The 15,998-nt window shown below is 66.7% G+C and carries 18 protein-coding genes; 9 read left to right on the top strand and 9 right to left on the bottom strand.

Annotation, left to right across the window (positions count from 1 at the left end; translation table 11 throughout):
* Positions 1-240: 240 nt before the first annotated feature.
* Positions 241-507 carry a DUF3297 family protein gene (locus LN450_RS15255; RefSeq protein ID WP_029820361.1) on the bottom strand — a complete coding sequence of 89 codons (267 nt, stop codon included), beginning with the start codon at positions 505-507 and terminating at the stop codon, positions 241-243.
* A gap of 166 nt (positions 508-673) precedes the next feature.
* On the opposite strand from LN450_RS15255, the gene LN450_RS15250 reads away from it, so the two are divergent.
* A complete protein-coding gene (locus tag LN450_RS15250) occupies positions 674-1,225 on the top strand; it encodes a DUF6630 family protein (RefSeq protein WP_039417923.1) in 552 nt (183 codons plus the stop codon).
* A 432-nt stretch (positions 1,226-1,657) separates the two neighbouring features.
* On the opposite strand, the gene LN450_RS15245 is transcribed toward LN450_RS15250, so the two are convergent.
* From LN450_RS15245 to msrB, 6 genes are all read right to left on the bottom strand, one after another.
* Positions 1,658-1,942 carry a DUF4031 domain-containing protein gene (locus LN450_RS15245; RefSeq protein WP_008573332.1) on the bottom strand — a complete coding sequence of 95 codons (285 nt, stop codon included), beginning with the start codon at positions 1,940-1,942 and terminating at the stop codon, positions 1,658-1,660.
* 8 nt (positions 1,943-1,950) lie between these two features.
* Positions 1,951-2,535, bottom strand: a complete 585-nt coding sequence (locus LN450_RS15240; protein ID WP_039417925.1) for a hypothetical protein — start codon at positions 2,533-2,535, stop codon at positions 1,951-1,953.
* A 242-nt stretch (positions 2,536-2,777) separates the two neighbouring features.
* Positions 2,778-3,935 carry a flagellar motor protein MotB gene (gene motB, locus LN450_RS15235; protein ID WP_005911263.1) on the bottom strand — a complete coding sequence of 386 codons (1,158 nt, stop codon included), beginning with the start codon at positions 3,933-3,935 and terminating at the stop codon, positions 2,778-2,780.
* Between the two features lie 10 nt (positions 3,936-3,945).
* On the bottom strand, positions 3,946-4,800 hold the full coding sequence (gene motA / locus LN450_RS15230) for a flagellar motor stator protein MotA (protein WP_008573335.1): 855 nt from the start codon (positions 4,798-4,800) through the stop codon (positions 3,946-3,948).
* A 97-nt stretch (positions 4,801-4,897) separates the two neighbouring features.
* Positions 4,898-5,389, bottom strand: coding sequence for an MliC family protein (locus LN450_RS15225; RefSeq protein ID WP_011348689.1), 492 nt, complete (start codon positions 5,387-5,389; stop codon positions 4,898-4,900).
* A 342-nt stretch (positions 5,390-5,731) separates the two neighbouring features.
* On the bottom strand, positions 5,732-6,196 hold the full coding sequence (gene msrB, locus LN450_RS15220; RefSeq protein ID WP_011348688.1) for a peptide-methionine (R)-S-oxide reductase MsrB: 465 nt from the start codon (positions 6,194-6,196) through the stop codon (positions 5,732-5,734).
* Positions 6,197-6,435: 239 nt separating this feature from the next.
* Here msrB and LN450_RS15215 point away from each other — a divergent pair, with 239 nt between their 5' ends.
* Complete coding sequence (locus LN450_RS15215; RefSeq protein ID WP_011348687.1) at positions 6,436-6,864, top strand: hypothetical protein; 429 nt, start codon at positions 6,436-6,438, stop codon at positions 6,862-6,864.
* Positions 6,865-6,956: 92 nt separating this feature from the next.
* On the opposite strand, the gene LN450_RS15210 is transcribed toward LN450_RS15215, so the two are convergent.
* Positions 6,957-7,436, bottom strand: coding sequence for an Lrp/AsnC ligand binding domain-containing protein (locus LN450_RS15210; protein WP_007963043.1), 480 nt, complete (start codon positions 7,434-7,436; stop codon positions 6,957-6,959).
* A 148-nt stretch (positions 7,437-7,584) separates the two neighbouring features.
* On the opposite strand from LN450_RS15210, the gene LN450_RS15205 reads away from it, so the two are divergent.
* Together LN450_RS15205 and alr are read left to right on the top strand one after the other, a co-directional pair.
* The gene (locus LN450_RS15205; RefSeq protein WP_008578034.1) at positions 7,585-8,874 is read left to right on the top strand and encodes a D-amino acid dehydrogenase; all 1,290 of its coding nucleotides are present in this window, start codon (positions 7,585-7,587) and stop codon (positions 8,872-8,874) included.
* The gene (alr, locus tag LN450_RS15200) at positions 8,874-9,971 is read left to right on the top strand and encodes an alanine racemase (protein ID WP_011348686.1); all 1,098 of its coding nucleotides are present in this window, start codon (positions 8,874-8,876) and stop codon (positions 9,969-9,971) included. The genes LN450_RS15205 and alr overlap by 1 nt, the downstream gene beginning before the upstream one ends.
* Before the next feature lie 233 nt (positions 9,972-10,204).
* On the opposite strand, the gene LN450_RS15195 is transcribed toward alr, so the two are convergent.
* On the bottom strand, positions 10,205-10,780 hold the full coding sequence (locus tag LN450_RS15195; protein WP_011348685.1) for a DUF3016 domain-containing protein: 576 nt from the start codon (positions 10,778-10,780) through the stop codon (positions 10,205-10,207).
* A 249-nt stretch (positions 10,781-11,029) separates the two neighbouring features.
* Between LN450_RS15195 and LN450_RS15190 the strand changes: the two genes are divergently transcribed.
* The 5 genes from LN450_RS15190 (at position 11,030) to LN450_RS15170 (ending at position 15,961) form a co-directional block, all read left to right on the top strand.
* Positions 11,030-11,476, top strand: a complete 447-nt coding sequence (locus LN450_RS15190) for a hypothetical protein (protein ID WP_029820354.1) — start codon at positions 11,030-11,032, stop codon at positions 11,474-11,476.
* A complete protein-coding gene (locus LN450_RS15185; RefSeq protein WP_008578030.1) occupies positions 11,463-11,753 on the top strand; it encodes a hypothetical protein in 291 nt (96 codons plus the stop codon). The genes LN450_RS15190 and LN450_RS15185 overlap by 14 nt, the downstream gene beginning before the upstream one ends.
* Before the next feature lie 105 nt (positions 11,754-11,858).
* Entirely contained in the window at positions 11,859-13,895 is a 2,037-nt protein-coding gene (locus LN450_RS15180) for a PAS domain-containing hybrid sensor histidine kinase/response regulator (RefSeq protein ID WP_005911255.1), read from the top strand.
* 331 nt (positions 13,896-14,226) lie between these two features.
* Positions 14,227-14,535, top strand: coding sequence for a DUF3247 family protein (locus LN450_RS15175; protein ID WP_011348683.1), 309 nt, complete (start codon positions 14,227-14,229; stop codon positions 14,533-14,535).
* An 88-nt stretch (positions 14,536-14,623) separates the two neighbouring features.
* A complete protein-coding gene (locus tag LN450_RS15170; protein ID WP_057680366.1) occupies positions 14,624-15,961 on the top strand; it encodes a PQQ-dependent sugar dehydrogenase in 1,338 nt (445 codons plus the stop codon).
* The last annotated feature ends 37 nt before the right edge of the window (positions 15,962-15,998 follow it).

The raw sequence follows: 15,998 nt of genomic DNA, 5'->3' as shown, positions 1-15,998 counted from the left end.
CAAGGGCACCGCGCTAGAAAGTTGGTCGATTGCTTTGCTTGAACCCTGCGGACCGACACTCTCGACAGGTGCTTGCCCGCCTACCGTCGCCGGACCTTACGCGGCATGGATGCCGCGTAAGAGCTTGTAGGGACGTACTTGCAGCGTGTCCGGCGATGGTGGGCAGGCAAGGAGCCTGCAGCAAACTCGCGCTCAGCAGCTCTGCAATGGAACAGCGTGAAGTCGTTTGGTCAGCCGCTCTTACTCGGCAGCAGGCTTGGCGTCGTGCCTGGTGTCCAGGAAGTAGGCCACCACGTCGCCCTTGATCTTCATCGTCATCGGGTTGCCGCGACGGTCGCGTGCCTTGCCGACCTGCACCTTGATCCAGCCTTCGCTGACCGAGTACTCCTCCACGTTGTCGCGTTCGATACCGTTGAAGCGCACGCCGACGCCGCGGTTGAGGGCATCGGCGTTGTGGAACGGGCTGCGTGCGTCGATGGCCAGGTGATCGGGAGGGGTATCGCTCATGGGAAAGGCGTCATGGCGGCCGGGATAGCCGTCTTCGGCCGCACAGGATACGGGCCTGCGCCGGGAAGACCAGCCCCGGCGACGCAACGACGTGCGCCCATCGGTTTGCTTGCGCGCCGTCAGGCCTCACACTTTATGCCCCTGCACTCCAGCAAACGAGACCGCAATGCCTGACAACAGTGCCGACTACGAAGACGACGAAGGCCTGCAGCCCGAGGGCGACGAAGACGATGTGGATGACCATCCGGCGCGGGTGTGGAACCTGCTGGTGCTGATCAACCCCGGCGACGAGGACACCGCGCTGGCCCAGTTCGACGCCTGGCGCGAAACGCAGGCCGAGACCGATGGCGACGACGGCGACGATGCCTGGTTGTGGGCGCTGAAGGACGTGATCGATTGGCGCTCGGGTTTCTATGTGGACTGGAAGGACGCCGATGCGTTCATCGCCGCCATCGACGAACTCAGTGCGCGCTGGAACCTGCGCGTCGATTGGGGCGGCGACCTGGACGACGAAGACTTCGCCGGCAACCTGGAGGTCCCCGATTTGATGGCGGTGGCATTCGATCGCCTGCGCGAGCACGGCTACTCGCTGTGGAACTGGAACACCGGTGGCGACGCCTACGCCGGCTGGATTGCGCTCAGCCGCGACGACGACGCCATGCTGGCGCTGACCTCGTTGCTGGGGGTGGAAGTGCGGCTCGGGAATGAGGCGTTCTGAGGGTTGGGATTGGGGATTTGGCATTCGGGATTCGCAGGGGCGGTCCCGTGCTTGCTGTCGCGTGAGTCGATCTTTGCGCGCGCTGAATTGCGACAAACGTAAAGCCGCACTCATCAGGCTGTGCGGACGCCGAGCGAGTGCGGCTGTTGCTCGGAATCGGTGGACCACCGCGGCGTTCGCATCCGCCTGACGGCTGTTCACAACGTTTTGTTCGCCACGCTGATGCGCGCACTGGCTGGTCGGAAAGTTTGGGCAAGCGGCAGCAAGACAGATGCGCTGCTTGGTTGGGAGCACGCTTGCCGGCATGACGCGTGATGGAAATGGCCTTGCTCGTGCGTTCAAATCAGGCCTCCCGATGTGCTTATGCGCACGTGATCGACGCAATCGCCCGGCACTTGCGAATCCCGAATCTCCACTCCCCAATCCCGGTTCTCAAGGCGCCTGGCCGCGCGCCTGCGCCCGCGCATTGGCGATCAAGCCCTTGAGCAGCGCGCGGTCGGTGTGGCGGGAGATGGGAATGGCGCCCAGGGCAATGGCCTCAAGGCGTAGCGGCGCGGGCACGTCGTAGTGCGCACCGCTGAGTTTGTTCTGGAAGGCGCGGCGGGGAATGCCCAGCCGCGCCGCCATGGCATGCAGCTCGTCCAGCGTATCGCCGAGCAGGTGCGCCCAGCGCTGGTCGCGCCACAGGTGCACCGCATCGTCGACGTAGACGGCCATCGGCCGGGTCAGGCCTTCTTGGACTTCTTCGGCTTCTTGCCGGCGCTGTCGCCGTCGGGCGCGTCCGCTGCAGCGTCGGAAGCCTCGTCGCTGGCATCTGCAGCGCTGCCGGTGGTGCTGGCAGTGTCGTCTTCAGCCGCGTCGTCAGCACCGGCCTCGGTGCCGGCGTCCTGTGCTGCGTCTTCCGCCTCGCCGTCTTCATCCGCATCGGCGTTCTGGAACTCGGACACCAGCTTGGTCAGGTATTCCTCGGCGGTCTGGCCTTCGTCGGCGGCCAGGTCGTCGATCATCTGCTGCAGCTGGGTCGAATATTCCAGCGAAATGGTCTTGCCTTCGGCTTCCTGCAGGTTGGCCAGGTGCTTGAGCATGGCCAGCATCGGGACCGGGTTGTTGGCGCTGCCCATGGTCTGGCCGCCGATCGACAGCATCCACTCGCTGCCACCCTGCAGGCCGATCGCGGCGACCACGCGGCCATCGGCGTCCTGCAGCACGGCATGGTTGGTGACCTGGGGCGCCTGGCCCAGACGGACGAAGGGGCGCTTGGGCTGCTGCTTCTTGCGCTTGTCGCGCTTGGCCTTGGAATTACGGGACACGGTGTTCTCGACGCTGGGAATGGCCGGCCATTCTAGAGCGTGCGCCGCACGATGCGATGCGTAGCGGAGTTGGCCCGTGGATGCGAACCGGCCGCCGGGGGGGGCACCGTCTCCGCAGGCACCGACCTGAGAGCCGCCACCAGGACGCCCCAAGCCCGAACCGCCGCAGGCCATCTCCCGGTGTCGAGTGCCTGGCGAATCCGGAAAATCCCGGCCCGCGCCACCAAGCCTGCCGGCCTGCGTTACCGCTTCTCCACCGCCGCTTCGGCCGCTTTGGCGAGCGCCGTGGCAGAGGCCACCTGCGCGCTGGACGACATGCGTGGTCCTGCCGGACGCGCAGCAGCAGTTCCTGCCGATGCCAGGGCCGGAGCCGGGGTCGCAGCCGCGGCGGCGGCGACTGGCGGGGCCGCGGCCGGTTTTGCGCTTTCGGCAGGCGTCCCCACGGTGGCGGTGCCGGTGGCCGCGGCGCCGCTCAGATCCGGCACCTGGGTGTCGGCATCGTGCAGCGACTTGCCCAGTGCCACGCCCTGGTCTGCGCCGGCCAGCGCTGCGTTTTCGGCGTCCTGGGTCATCACCACGATACTGATGCGGCGGTTGATCGGGTTCTGCGGATCGGTCTTGTCGAACAGCACCGACGAGGACAGCCCCACCACACGCGTCACCTTGGCATCGGACATGCCCCCGGCCACCAGGGCGCGGCGCGCGGCATTGGCGCGGTCGGCGCTGAGTTCCCAGTTGGTGTAGCCGGCATCGCTGCTGTAGGCGGTGGTGTCGGTATGGCCGGTGATGCTGATGTGGTTGGGCACCTGGTTGATGAAGCTGGACAGCTCGCGCAGGATCGCCACCGTATACGGCTTGAGCTGGTCGCGGCCGATGTCGAACATCGGGCGGTTCTGCTTGTCCACGATCTGGATGCGCAGGCCATCTGGCGTGAGGTCCAGCAGCAGCTGGTCCTTGAACGGCTCCAGCGCCTGGCTCTTGTCGATGGCCTCCTTCAGGTCCTGCATCAGCGCTTCCAGGCGCCTCTTGTCCTTGGCGCGGCTGTCCACGTCGGTATCGGCCGCGTTGTCGCGCTTGCGGCCCATTTCGTCCTTCTGCCCCTTGGCCATGTCGGCGGTACCGCCGAGCTTGATCATCGAGGTGCTGGCGCCACCGGGTCCGTTCATGCCGGGCGAAGGCGCCGGCGATTTGCCGGACAGCGGGCTGGGGTTGCGGAAGTATTCGGAGATCGCCGCGCGCTGTTCCTTGGTGGTGGCCGCCATCAGCCACAGCACCAGGAAGAAGGCCATCATCGCGGTCACGAAGTCGGCAAACGCCACCTTCCAGGCGCCGCCATGATGGCCGCCACCTTGTACCTTCTTGACCCGTCGGATGATGACGGTGGATTTGGCCTCGGCCATGACCGCGGCCCTACTTGATCGTCTTCAGGTGCGTTTCGAAATCGCCGAAGCTCGGACGCACGTTGGAGGGCAGGGTCTTGCGCGCGAATTCCAGCGCGATCTTCGGGTTGTAGCCACGCAGGCAGGCCAGCAGCGCGGTCTTGACCGCTTCGTAGATGCGCCCGTCCTGCTCGGCCCGCGCTTCCATCGCCGCCGACAACGGCGAGACGAAGCCGTAGGCCAGCAGGATGCCGAGGAAGGTGCCCACCAGCGCGGCGCCGACGTGGTGGCCGATCTCCTCGATCGGCCCGCCGATCGAGCCCATGGTGATCACGATGCCGAGCACCGCCGCCACGATGCCGAAGCCGGGCAGGCCGTCGGAGACCTTGCTCAGCGCATGCGACGGCGCCAGGGCTTCGTGATGGTGTTTTTCCAGTTCCAGTTCGAGCAGCGGTTCCAGCTCGTGCGGCTCAATGTTGCTGCCGATCATCAGGCGCAGGCAGTCGGTGATGAAGTCCAGCAGGTGATGGTCGGCCACCACCTTGGGGTAGTTGCCGAAGATGGTGCTGTCCTGCGGCTTTTCGACGTGGTCTTCCAGCGCCATGAAGCCGTCGCGGCGCGCCTTGTTCAGCAGTTCGTAGATCAGGCTCAGGGTGTCCTTGTAGTCCTCGGACTTGTACTGCGGGCCCTTGAACACGCCCATGATGCCGCTGAGGGTTTCCTTGACGATCTTGCCCGGCGTGCTGACCAGGAACGCGCCCAGCGCCGCGCCACCGATGATCATCAGCTCGTACGGCTGCCACAACGCGCCCAGCTTTCCGTGCGACAGCACGTAGCCGCCGAGGACGCTGACGATGACGACGATGAAGCCAACGATGATGAGCATGGCGCAGCCGGAAGCAAACTGGGGTTGCTAGTGGTTTCGGCTTGCGCGGGCGATTCTTGAAGCGCATGGCGTGAAGACGTGCGCTGTAGCTGAATGTCTAACCGATTGTGGTGGCGGTCTCATGCACGCATCTGATCGCCTCGCCGCCTGCCAGCGACAGTGTCGCTTCGCCGGCGTGTTCCCAGAATTGGTTGCCCTGCGCATCGGCAAAGCGCGCCCCGGATGCTGCCTGGGCACTGAGCAGGATCAGCCTGCGGTCGTCGAGGGTCAGCTGCAGGGCATCGGTGGCCGCATCGAAACGTGTCGCGACCGTGCGCGGGCCGCAGCGCCAGGCCACCGTCTGCGCGGGAAGCGCGGGGTCGGCCGCCGCCGCCGCCGCTGGAGCGGGCGTCTTGGCCGGACGCGGCAGCGGGCCGGTCACGCTGGCGTCGGTGCCTGTGGCAAGCGGGCGGGCATCGGTTTGGACACCGGCTGGCTGGGCGTGTGCGGGCTTGCCCGCCTGCGCTGCCGGGGGCGGGCTACCTGCGCTGCAGCCGGCGAGTGCGGCCGCCAGCAGGCCGGTGAGCATCAGGGATGAGGACGTGTGCATCTGCGTACTCCTGCCTGGTTCGGATTGCCGCCGTGTTTGCGGCGGTTGGGACCTGGGCGCCGGCCCGGCGCCCCAAGGGCGTGCATCTTGCGCGCCGGGGCCGGAAGGCCTGCCTATGACTGAACACGCGACCGCTTTACCGCTGGGACCTAGCCTGCATGTGGCCGGCCGTATGGAAATCAAGCCGTATCTGGGTCTCTCGCCGGCGACCGATCTGCACATCGACATTGCCGGCTCGAGTCGCGTGCAGGCGGTGGCTGTCATGGCGCGCAAAAGCGCAGGCAGGCGTTGTTTACTTCCTCCCGGGCACTGCAACGGCGGTGGCCCACAGACGCGGCGCCATCAGGCCGGTTGCGCCTCGGCGCCTTGGCGCTGCAGCGGGTTCGGCAGGGCCTGGCCGTTTTCGGTGAAGCCCAGCGAGACCGAGTTCAGGCAGTGGCGCTCGCCGGTGGGCGGCGGGCCGTCCGGGAACACATGGCCCAGGTGGCTGTCGCAGCGCGCGCAGACGATTTCGGTGCGGATCATGCCGTAGCTGGTGTCGCGGATCTCGCGCACATGGGCCGGGTCGTAGGGCGCAAAGAAGCTCGGCCAGCCGGTGCCGGACTCGAATTTGGCGCTGGAACGGAACAGCGGCAGCCCGCACAGCCGGCAGGTGTAGACACCGTCCAGCTTGTTGTCCAGAAACACCCCGCAGAATGGCGCCTCGGTGCCATGGTGCAGCAGCACGCGCTGTTCCTCGTCGCTGAGCCCGGCGATCAGGGCATCGCGTTGGGCGGGGGAGGGAGGGGTCAGATCGAACTGGCTCATGGGGCTCTCGCATGCGCTCGCCAGCGGGGTGCCGGCGCCTGCTTCCGTGATGTGGGCAGTGTCGGGGTGGTTCAACCGGTGAGACGCAGCCAACGGCCCGCCACTGCGGCGGAGGTCAGCCCTTCTTCGCACCGCAACCACCTTGCGAAAGCGTTCATCCCCCGGCCGGTCGCATGCATTGCCGCAGCGTCCTTGCGCCCCAATCACTGCATGACCCTCGAACACGCAAGGTGCCTGTCATGGCGATCCACGCATCAAGCCGCCGCGTTCTGCTATGCGTTCTACTGACGCTGACCGGCGCGGTGGCGGCGCAGTCGGCCACCACCACGCGCTCATCCACGACCTTGCAGCCCATCACCACGCCGACGCCCGTCCCGCCCACGGTAACGCCGCCGCGCGCGCTGCAGCCGGCGCCTTCGGCCGCACCGGTGCCTTCGCAACTGGGGCAACGCTCGGTCGCGCCGAGCATCCCCACGCATGGGCCGGCACAAATGCCGGTCGCGCCTGCCGGCAGCCAGGTGGCGCCGACCAAGCCGATGGTCTACGACCGCAACGGCCGTCTGCTGCAGGGCATGCAGCCGGCCGGCGCCAACCGGGTGCTGGATACCAAGACCGGCCGCTACCGCGACGCGGTACCGGCGGGCGATGGCATGCGCGTGGTGCGCTGACAGCAGCAGCGCGATCTGATGGCGCCAACCGCCAACCGCCAACCGCCAACCGCCAACCGCCAACCGCCAATCCCGGATCCCGGATCCCCGCCTCAATCGGCGATCGGCAACGCCAGCGTCTCCTTGACCTCTTCCATCACGATGTAGCTCTTGGATTCGCGCACATGCGGCATGGTCAGCAAGGTGCTGCCGAGCAACTTGCGGTAGGACGCCATCTCGCTGATGCGCGCCTTGAGCAGGTAGTCGAAGTCTCCAGAGACCAAGTGGCACTCCAGCACGTTGGGCAGCTTCAGCGCGGCGCGGCGGAATTCTTCGAAGATGTCGCCGGACTTGTAGGCCAGGCTGATCTCCACGAACACCAGCAGGCTGGCCTTGAGATAGTGCGGGTCCAGTCGCGCGTAATAGCCGGTGATGGCGCCGTCGCGCTCCAGCCGGCGCACGCGCTCGGTGCACGGCGTGGTCGACAGGCCGACCCGCTCGCCCAGTTCGGTGAACGAAATCCGCCCCTCCTGCTGCAGGATGCGCAGGATCTTGCGGTCGATCTTGTCCAGCTCGCGGGCGCGGGTGCTCATGGGGTTTGTCTGCGCAGGGTTTGGCAGGAAGTTTCACTGCAAAGCCGTGCCGATTCCAGAAATGGCACTGCCTGGCTCGCAATATACTGCGTCTAACTGTCCCCCTCGGCGTGTGGTTGTGGGGGAATGCCCTTTTCAGGAGAACGACATGCGTGTGCTCATTCTCGGCAGCGGCGTCATCGGCGTGACCAGTGCGTGGTACCTGGCGCAGGCCGGTTGCGAAGTGACCGTGGTCGACCGCCAGCCGGCAGCGGCGCTGGAGACCAGCTACGCCAACGCCGGCCAGCTGTCGTTCGGCTACACCTCGCCGTGGGCGGCGCCCGGCGTGCCCGGCAAAGCGGTGAAATGGCTGTTCGAGCAGCACGCACCGCTGTCGATCCGCCCCACCCGCGACCTGCGCCAGCTGGCCTGGCTGAGCCAGATGCTGCGCAACTGCACCGCCGAACGCTATGCGGTGAACAAGGCGCGCATGGTGCGCATGTCCGACTACAGCCGCGATTGCCTCAACGCCTTGCGCGCCGAGACCGGCATCGAATTCGAAGGCCGCCAGCTTGGCACCACGCAGTTGTTCCGCACCCAGCAGCAGCTGGATGCGGCCGCGCAGGACATCGAGGTGCTGGCCCAGTACGGCGTACCGTACGAGCTGCTGAGCCCGGCGCAGATCGCGCAGTTCGAACCCGGCCTGGCCGGCGGCGGCGCGCAGATGGCCGGCGCGCTGCGCCTGCCCGAAGACCAGACCGGCGACTGCCGGCTGTTTACCCAGCGCCTGGCCGAACTGGCCGCGCAGGCAGGCGTCACGTTCCGCTACGGGCAGCAGATCGAGCGGCTGGAGCACGCTGGCGGCCAGGTCAGCGGCGTGCAGATCGATGGCCGCATGGAAACTGCCGACCGCTACGTGCTGGCGCTGGGCAGCTATTCGGCCGATTTGCTGCTCTCGCTCGGCCTGCACCTGCCGGTGTACCCGCTCAAGGGCTATTCGCTCACCATCCCGATCGTCGATGCGCAGCGCGCGCCGACCTCCACCGTACTGGACGAGAGCTACAAGATCGCGCTCACCCGTTTCGACGACCGCATCCGCGTCGGCGGCATGGCCGAGGTGGCCGGCTTCGATCTGTCGTTGAATCCGCGTCGTCGCGCCACCCTGGAAATGGTCGTCAACGACCTGTTCCCCGGCGGCGGCGATCTGGCCCAGGCCGAGTTCTGGACCGGCCTGCGCCCGGCCACCCCGGACGGCACCCCGGTGGTGGGCGCCACGCCCTATGCCAACCTGTTCCTCAACACCGGGCATGGCACGCTGGGCTGGACCATGGCCTGCGGTTCGGGGCGCTACCTGGCCGACCTCATGCAGGGCCGCACGCCGGAGATCGATACCGAAGGTCTGGACGTGTTCCGCTACCTGTCGCCGCGCAGCGCGCGCGCGCAGCGGGAGGCCGCGTAGTGCGTCCTGCGCAAGCGTCGATCGATCTGGAGGCGTTGCGCCACAACTACCGCCTGGCCAGGCGCCTGGGCGGCAGCAAGGCGCTGGCGGTGGTCAAGGCCGACGCGTACGGGCATGGTGCAGTGCGCTGCGCGCAGGCGCTGGAGCCGGAAGCCGATGGCTTTGCAGTGGCCTGCATCGAAGAGGCGCTGGAACTGCGCCAGGCCGGCATCCGTGCGCCGATCCTGTTGCTGGAGGGATTTTTCGAACACGACGAGTTGCGCCTGATCGCCGAGCACGATCTGTGGACGGTGGCGGCCACGCAGCAGCAGGTGCGCGCGCTGGCCGAGTTCCAGAGCCCGCGGCCGTTGCGGGTGTGGTTGAAGATGGACAGCGGCATGCATCGGCTGGGCCTGTCGCCGGAGGATTTCCGCGCCGCCTGGTTGCGCCTGCGCGGGCTACCGCAGATCGCCTCGCTGGTGCTGATGACCCACCTGGCACGTGCCGACGAGCTGGACTGCAGCCGCACCGACGAGCAGGCGGTGGCCTTTGCGCTCACCGCCGGCGGCATGCGCGCAGAAACCAGCCTGCGCAATTCGCCCGGCCTTCTTGGCTGGCCGGCGCTGCGCAACGATTGGTCGCGCCCCGGGCTGATGTTGTACGGCGCCAACCCGTTCCCGCAGCACACCGAAAACACCGCGCAACTGCGTCCGGTGATGACGCTGCGCTCGCGCATCATTTCGGTGCGCGAGTTGCCGGCCGGCGAGCCGGTGGGCTACGGCGCCCGCTTCGTTGCCGAACGACCCACGCGTGTCGGCGTGGTGGCGATGGGCTATGCCGACGGCTATCCGCAGTTCGCGCCCAACGGCACCCCGGTGCTGGTGGACGGGCAGATCTGCCCGTTGATCGGTCGCGTCTCGATGGACATGCTCACCGTGGACCTCACCGACCACCCGCAGGCCGACATCGGCACGCCGGTGCAGCTGTGGGGCGACGCACCGCAGGTCAGCGCGCTGGCAGCGCAATGCAACGTCAGCGCCTACCAGCTGCTGTGCGGGCTCAAGCGGGTACCGCGGATCTATGTGGGGGAGGCGGCAGTAGGCAAACTTTCAGCATAGGTGCATCCCTTCTCCCCCAGGGAGAAGGTGGCGCGTAGCGCCGGATGAGGGTGCGAGCGAAGCTGCGTGCAGTTTGAATGCCACGCGTGCTGCGCGCGGTACCCTCTCCCCCAACCCCCCCCCGCTCCGCGCGCCGGCCTGCGCCAGCGGCGCAGTCGTACCAAGGCACGCGCGCCAGTGGCGCGCAAGCTGTGCCGTGGCGCCCCGACGGGAGAGGGGCTTCCAGCGGCAACTCACAATCCGGCGGTACTGCGATCGCCACGGAACTGCTTGCGCACCCAATCGTCGATCATCGCCTTCTCGAAGCGCAGCGGATCGCTGTCGGTCAGGCGCGGTCCGCTCATCAGAAAAGCCGAATCCACCAGCTTGCGTTCGCCCTGGTCGATCACGCGGCCATCGGCGCCGGTCAGCGTGTAGGTGAAGCTCAGGCGCGGCGGGTAGATGTCCTTGACCACGCGCACGTCCTGCATGCGCGGCCCGTGCCAGGGCTCGTACTGGCCGGCGCGGCGGATGTCGGTAATGATCACGCTCAGATGCTGGCCATCGGGCAACTGGCGCGCTGCGCTCTTCTGGAAGTGGGTGGCCAGCTGGGTCACCCAATCGCCGCGTTGCGCCTCCCAACGGTTGCCGCTGAAGCGCATCTCGGAGAACTGCGCAGGGTCGGTCCAGCGCACGTCTACCTTGCCGTCGCTGCCAAGCGCGCGCGGCGCATCGGGGTCGGTGACGTTGCGCACCCCGGCCTGCGCACCGGTCGCGGCAAGCACACCGGCCAGCAGCAGGCTGGCGCCGGAAAGATTGGAAAGTTTCATCGAAAGCCTCCAAGCGGAAGGTACGGTGTGTACCGGCTGTTTTCGCAGTGTGGGGGCGCCTCAGAACGCCCGCAACGCGCTGCACGCCTGGGTTCGTCACCACGTTGCCGCGCGGTTAATCCGCTTGCGGAACACCATGACGGCGGGTTCACTGCGCCTGCGCCCGCGCTTCACGGCACAGCCCGGAAGATCGCCAGCATGGACACCCACACTTTCCGCACAAAATCAGCGTCTTTGGCGCCGGCTCACATGCCGTCGGATGTGCGTTTGCAATTCATCGACTGGGCCAAGCAGCACGGGCACAACCCCGCCTCCGGCGCGGCCGCTTTCGTGGCACTGCAGAGCGAGGTCGACCTGGATCTGGCCACGCGCGCGCTGCAGCTGGAGCCCGGTGCCGATCCGCGCGCGGCGCTTCGCGAGCATCTGGCTGCACTGGCGCGCCAGGTGGATGTGGCCGTGCAGTTCCCGCCGGTCTACACCTATACCGCGGCCAATGGCCTGGATTACCGCTACTCGCTGATGCTGGTCATTGCCGAAGATTGCGTGGAGTGGACGGGCCGGGTCTGGCACGACCTGGACTACCAGGGAATGCTCACCGGCCGTGGACAGGGTCCGCGTGCTAACTACACCCAGCTGGCGCGCATGGCGCTGGAACATGAGCTTGATCAGGAGCGTCCCCGTTATGTCCAGGCATGAACTCGAACTGCAATTGCCGGTGGGCGCGCAGATTGCCGGTGGGGAAGACGGCTTCAGCCAGCGCTGCCGCGAGGAATGCGCGCAGATGGGGGTGGCCCGGGTCCGCCTGTTGCTGCTTGACTCCGATTACGCACGGTCCACCGCCTGGCGCGAGGAAGCGCAACGCTGGATGGACGAACAGCTGCGTCGCGAGGGCGAATGGGTGTTTCGCGGCGTGATCGCCGGCATCGTGGTGCTGGCAACCTGCATCGGATTCGCCGCCACCACCTTGTGGTGAACACGTGGCTGGGCGAGGAAAGCGTGAACTTGCCCAGCCCCACGTGCACCCGCTGACGACATCAGGCATGGTTTCATCTGCCCGTCATCCGCTCCGGCAGCATCCGTGGTTTCCGATTTGAGCACTCCTTCTTCCAGCCCTACGCTGGCTGCCGCACTGCCGGCCGCCATCGCCGAGCCGTTTCTGGACCCGGCGATGTATCACGAGATTTTCCACAACATCGATGCCGGGTTTTGCGTCATCGACATGGTATTCGACGGCGAGCAGGCGGTGGACTATGTGATCCGCACCACCAATGGTGCCTTCGAGCGCTACACCGGCCTGTCGCCCAACGCACTGAACGTCTCCATCCGCAACCTGCTCCCCGAGCACGAGCAGGAATGGTTCGACCGCTACGGCCACGTCGCGCGCACCGGCAACCGCATCCACTTCGAAATGCAGGCCAAGGCGCTCAAGCGCTGGTATTCGGTGGATGCGTTCCGGGTCGGGCAGCCGGAGCAGGCACGGGTGGCGATCCTGTTCATGGACATCACCGAGCGCAAACGCGTCGAGCGCGAGCTGGCCGAGAGCGAGGCGCGCTTCAGTGCGCTGGCCGACGGCTTGCCGATGCCGGTCTGGGTGCTGGACGCGCAAGGCGTGGTGCGCTTCGTCAACAGCGCGTATGGCGAATTTTTTGGCCTGGATATTTCCAGCGGTACGGTGTCGGCGTGGAGCGAACTGCTGCATCCGGACGACTTGCCGACGTTCCAGTTCGAGCTGGCCGCATCGCTGCAGGAACAGCGCGGCCTGCGCGCGCTGGTGCGCGCGCGCCGCCATGATGGGCAGTGGCGCTGGATCGAAATGACCGCAACGCCGCGCTATTCGGCCGACGGCCGCTTCATCGGGCTGGCCGGCAGCAGCCCGGACGTGACCGAGCAGCGCGAGATCGAACTGGCGCGCGAGCAATTGCTGGAATCCGAGCGCAGCGCGCGCAACGAGGCCGAAAGCATGGCGCGGTTGAAGGACGAGTTCCTGGCCACGCTGTCGCACGAATTGCGTACCCCGCTGACCACCATCCTGGGCTGGAGCGAGTTGCTGCTGCAGCGGGTCGAAGAAGGCCAGCCGTATTACAAGGGGCTGTCGGTGATCGCCAGCAGCGCACGTGCGCAGAAGCGGCTGATTTCCGACATGCTCGATCTCAGCAGCATGTTGCTGGGCAAGGTGCAGCTGGAAGTCGAATCGCTGGATCTGGTCGAGCAGGTGCGCGAAGCCTTGAACACCCAGGAACTGGCTGCCGAAGGCAAGGACCAGGTCCTGGAGCTGCACGTGCCGCCCACGCCCTGCCTGGTGCTTGGCGATGCCACGCGCCTTCAGCAGGTGTTGTGGAACCTGCTGTCCAACGCAATCAAGTTCACCCCGGCACATGGTCGTATCGACGTCAAAATCGAGCGCGACGATGGGCATCTGGTGGTCTCGGTCTGCGATTCCGGCGATGGCATTGCAGCCGAATTCCTGCCGCACCTGTTCGGTCGTTTCCGCCAGGCCGACGGCACCACCACGCGCCAGCATGGCGGGCTGGGTCTGGGCCTGGCGATCGTGCAGCAGCTGGTGGAAATGCACGGCGGACAGGTCGGCGCCACCAGTGGCGGCCGTGGCAAGGGCGCGACCTTCACCGTGCGGCTGCCGGAACATATTCCCGACCAGGCCAAGCGCCCACGCCGCGAGCTGCGGCGGCGTCTGATGTCCGAACAGATCGTCGAAGCGCGCGCGCTCAATGGCTTGCGCCTGCTGGCGGTCGAAGATCAACCGGACATGCTCGATTATCTGCGGCGTCTGCTCGAAGAGCAGGGCGCCGAAGTGGTGGTCGCCGGCAGCGCCACCGATGCGCTGGCATTGATCGATCATCGTGGCCACGCTCGCTTCGATCTGATGCTGACCGATATCGGCATGCCGGGCATGGACGGTTACGGCTTGATCCGTACCGTGCGCGAAAACCTCGGGCTGGATGCCACCGCGTTGCCGGCCGTGGCAGTCACCGCGCTGGCCCGCGAAGACGACCGCAAGCGCGCGCTGGAGTCCGGGTTTCAGGAACATCTGGCCAAGCCCTACAGCGTGGCGCAACTGGTCACGGCCGTGCGTGCCGCGCGCCAGGCGGTGGAGTAACCGGCGCGCAGCGCACAGCCGCGCAGCGGGTCACCGCAAGGTGGTGAGGCGACGCGTTGGATGCGCAGTAGCGTGTGTGTGGCTTGCGTACCTGGCGTCTTTCCATGAGGCGCCGATCTACCCCAGAACAACCGATCGTCATGCGACGCACAGGTGGTTTCGTGGATGAGCCTTTCACCACCGTTGCAGCGTGGCCGCGCTGGAAGACGGATGCGTGCGCATGCGTGGCGCCAATGCCGCGCCAATGCCGAGCACCGGCACACGACACGTTTTCTGCCTCTTTCACGCATGCTGGCCTAGCGTGGTGCGCTCAGCTCACGGAGATCGCGCAATGCCCAAGCATGCCCCGCACGTGTATTCCGAACAGGTCCAGATCGCCACGCTCGAACATTGGGTGTCCCTGCTCGATGGTCAGGAGCGTGTGCGCATCGAGCTCGACGACGGCAGCATGATCAGCGGCACGGTTGCCGTGCGCCCAAGCCTGCAGACCTATCTGGACGACCACGACAACGAGGGATTGAACGGTCAGCTGCGGCTGGACCAGCTGGATGCATCGCAAGAGCCGCAATGGATCTGGATGGACCGGATCGTGGCGGTGCACCCGTTGTTGCTGGGCGCCGATCCGCAAGTCATGCCGTGACGGTGGTGTGTTGACGGTGTGTTTACTTCTCGCCGTCGCGTTGGCGGCATGATCGCTGGCTGACGCAACCGTCCAGGATTTGCCCGCAATGAATGCATCCCGATTGAAGTTCGCTCGCTGGCCGCTGTCGTTGATGGCGCTGGCCGTCCTCGCCGCGTGCGGCGACACGGCAACATTGGCGATCGAACAGGGAACCGGGCCGGACCCGCAATTGCCCGAGCCGGTGAAGCGTCTGATTCCCACCGTCAAGGTGGCGCCGGTCAAACGCTGGGCAGCCAATGCCAAGCCCATCGCGGCCGACGATCTGCAGGTTGCTGCGTTTGCGCGCGATCTGGATCACCCGCGCTGGGTCTACGTGCTGCCCAATGGCGATGTGTTGGTGGCCGAAACGGCCGAGCCGCCCAAGCCCGAGGATGCCGAAGCGGGCGGTGGGCTGCGCAAGAAAGTGCAGGGCGCGATGATGAAAAAGGCCGGCGCGGCGGTGGCGAGCGCCAATCGCATCACCTTGCTGCGCGAGGCCGACGGCGACGGCGTGGCAGAAGTGCGCACGCAGTTCGTCAGCGGGCTGTTTTCGCCGTTCGGCATGGCGCTGATCGGCGACCGCTTCTATGTCGCCAACGCCGATGCGCTGGTGAGTTTTCCGTACAAGCCCGGCGACACGCATCTCACCGCCAAGCCGACTTTCGTGGCCAATCTGCCCGGCGGCATCAACCATCACTGGACCAAGTCGCTGCTGGCCAGCCCGGACGGCAGCAAGCTCTATGTCGGCGTCGGTTCCAACAGCAACGTGGCCGAAAACGGCATGGAAGCCGAGCTCAATCGTGCGGCGATCCTGGAAATCGACCCGGCCACCGGCAGCAGCCGCGTCTTCGCCGGCTGCTTGCGCAACCCGGTGGGCACCGCATGGGAGCCGCAGAGCAAATCGCTGTGGGTGGTGGTCAACGAGCGCGACGAGATCGGCAGCGACCTGGTGCCGGACTACCTCACCTCGGTGCGCGACGGCGGTTTCTACGGCTGGCCGTACAGCTACTACGGCCAGCATGTGGACGAGCGGGTCAAACCGCAGAATGCCGAACTGGTGGCCAAGGCGATCAAGCCCGATTACGCGCTCGGCCCGCATACCGCATCGCTCGGCCTGAGCTTCGCCAGCGGTACCTTGTTGCCCGAGCGTTTCCGCCAGGGCGCCTTCATCGGCCAGCACGGCTCGTGGAATCGCGACCCGCCCAGCGGCTACAAGGTGTTGTTTGTCCCGTTCGCCGATGGCAAGCCCAACGGCCCGCCGATCACGGTGCTGGATGGATTCCTGGATGCCGAAGGCAATGCGCAGGGCCGCCCGGTGGGTGTGGCATCTGACAGTCGCGGCGCACTGCTGGTGGCCGACGATGTGGGCAATGTGATCTGGCAGGTGACGCCGAAGGCGCGTTGAGCCGACAGCGGGCCGCGTGGCCAAGTGGACTAGCCCC

Origin of the sequence: Xanthomonas euvesicatoria pv. euvesicatoria, assembly GCF_020880415.1 — a bacterium.
GTDB lineage: Bacteria > Pseudomonadota > Gammaproteobacteria > Xanthomonadales > Xanthomonadaceae > Xanthomonas > Xanthomonas euvesicatoria.
The sequence above is the reverse complement of the archived record's forward strand: the minus strand, read 5'-3'. Positions and strand labels throughout refer to the sequence as shown.

Coding starts and splice junctions, on each gene's coding strand:
- LN450_RS15245 (WP_008573332.1), bottom strand. CDS start 1,942: ATGGCCGTCTACGTCGACGATGCGGTGCACCTGTGGCGCGACCAGCGC.
- LN450_RS15190 (WP_029820354.1), top strand. CDS start 11,030: ATGCCGTCGGATGTGCGTTTGCAATTCATCGACTGGGCCAAGCAGCAC.
- msrB (WP_011348688.1), bottom strand. CDS start 6,196: ATGAGCCAGTTCGATCTGACCCCTCCCTCCCCCGCCCAACGCGATGCC.
- LN450_RS15175 (WP_011348683.1), top strand. CDS start 14,227: ATGCCCAAGCATGCCCCGCACGTGTATTCCGAACAGGTCCAGATCGCC.
- LN450_RS15195 (WP_011348685.1), bottom strand. CDS start 10,780: ATGAAACTTTCCAATCTTTCCGGCGCCAGCCTGCTGCTGGCCGGTGTG.
- LN450_RS15185 (WP_008578030.1), top strand. CDS start 11,463: ATGTCCAGGCATGAACTCGAACTGCAATTGCCGGTGGGCGCGCAGATT.
- LN450_RS15250 (WP_039417923.1), top strand. CDS start 674: ATGCCTGACAACAGTGCCGACTACGAAGACGACGAAGGCCTGCAGCCC.
- LN450_RS15225 (WP_011348689.1), bottom strand. CDS start 5,389: ATGCACACGTCCTCATCCCTGATGCTCACCGGCCTGCTGGCGGCCGCA.
- LN450_RS15255 (WP_029820361.1), bottom strand. CDS start 507: ATGAGCGATACCCCTCCCGATCACCTGGCCATCGACGCACGCAGCCCG.
- LN450_RS15170 (WP_057680366.1), top strand. CDS start 14,624: ATGAATGCATCCCGATTGAAGTTCGCTCGCTGGCCGCTGTCGTTGATG.
- LN450_RS15210 (WP_007963043.1), bottom strand. CDS start 7,436: ATGAGCACCCGCGCCCGCGAGCTGGACAAGATCGACCGCAAGATCCTG.
- LN450_RS15205 (WP_008578034.1), top strand. CDS start 7,585: ATGCGTGTGCTCATTCTCGGCAGCGGCGTCATCGGCGTGACCAGTGCG.
- motA (WP_008573335.1), bottom strand. CDS start 4,800: ATGCTCATCATCGTTGGCTTCATCGTCGTCATCGTCAGCGTCCTCGGC.
- LN450_RS15215 (WP_011348687.1), top strand. CDS start 6,436: ATGGCGATCCACGCATCAAGCCGCCGCGTTCTGCTATGCGTTCTACTG.
- motB (WP_005911263.1), bottom strand. CDS start 3,935: ATGGCCGAGGCCAAATCCACCGTCATCATCCGACGGGTCAAGAAGGTA.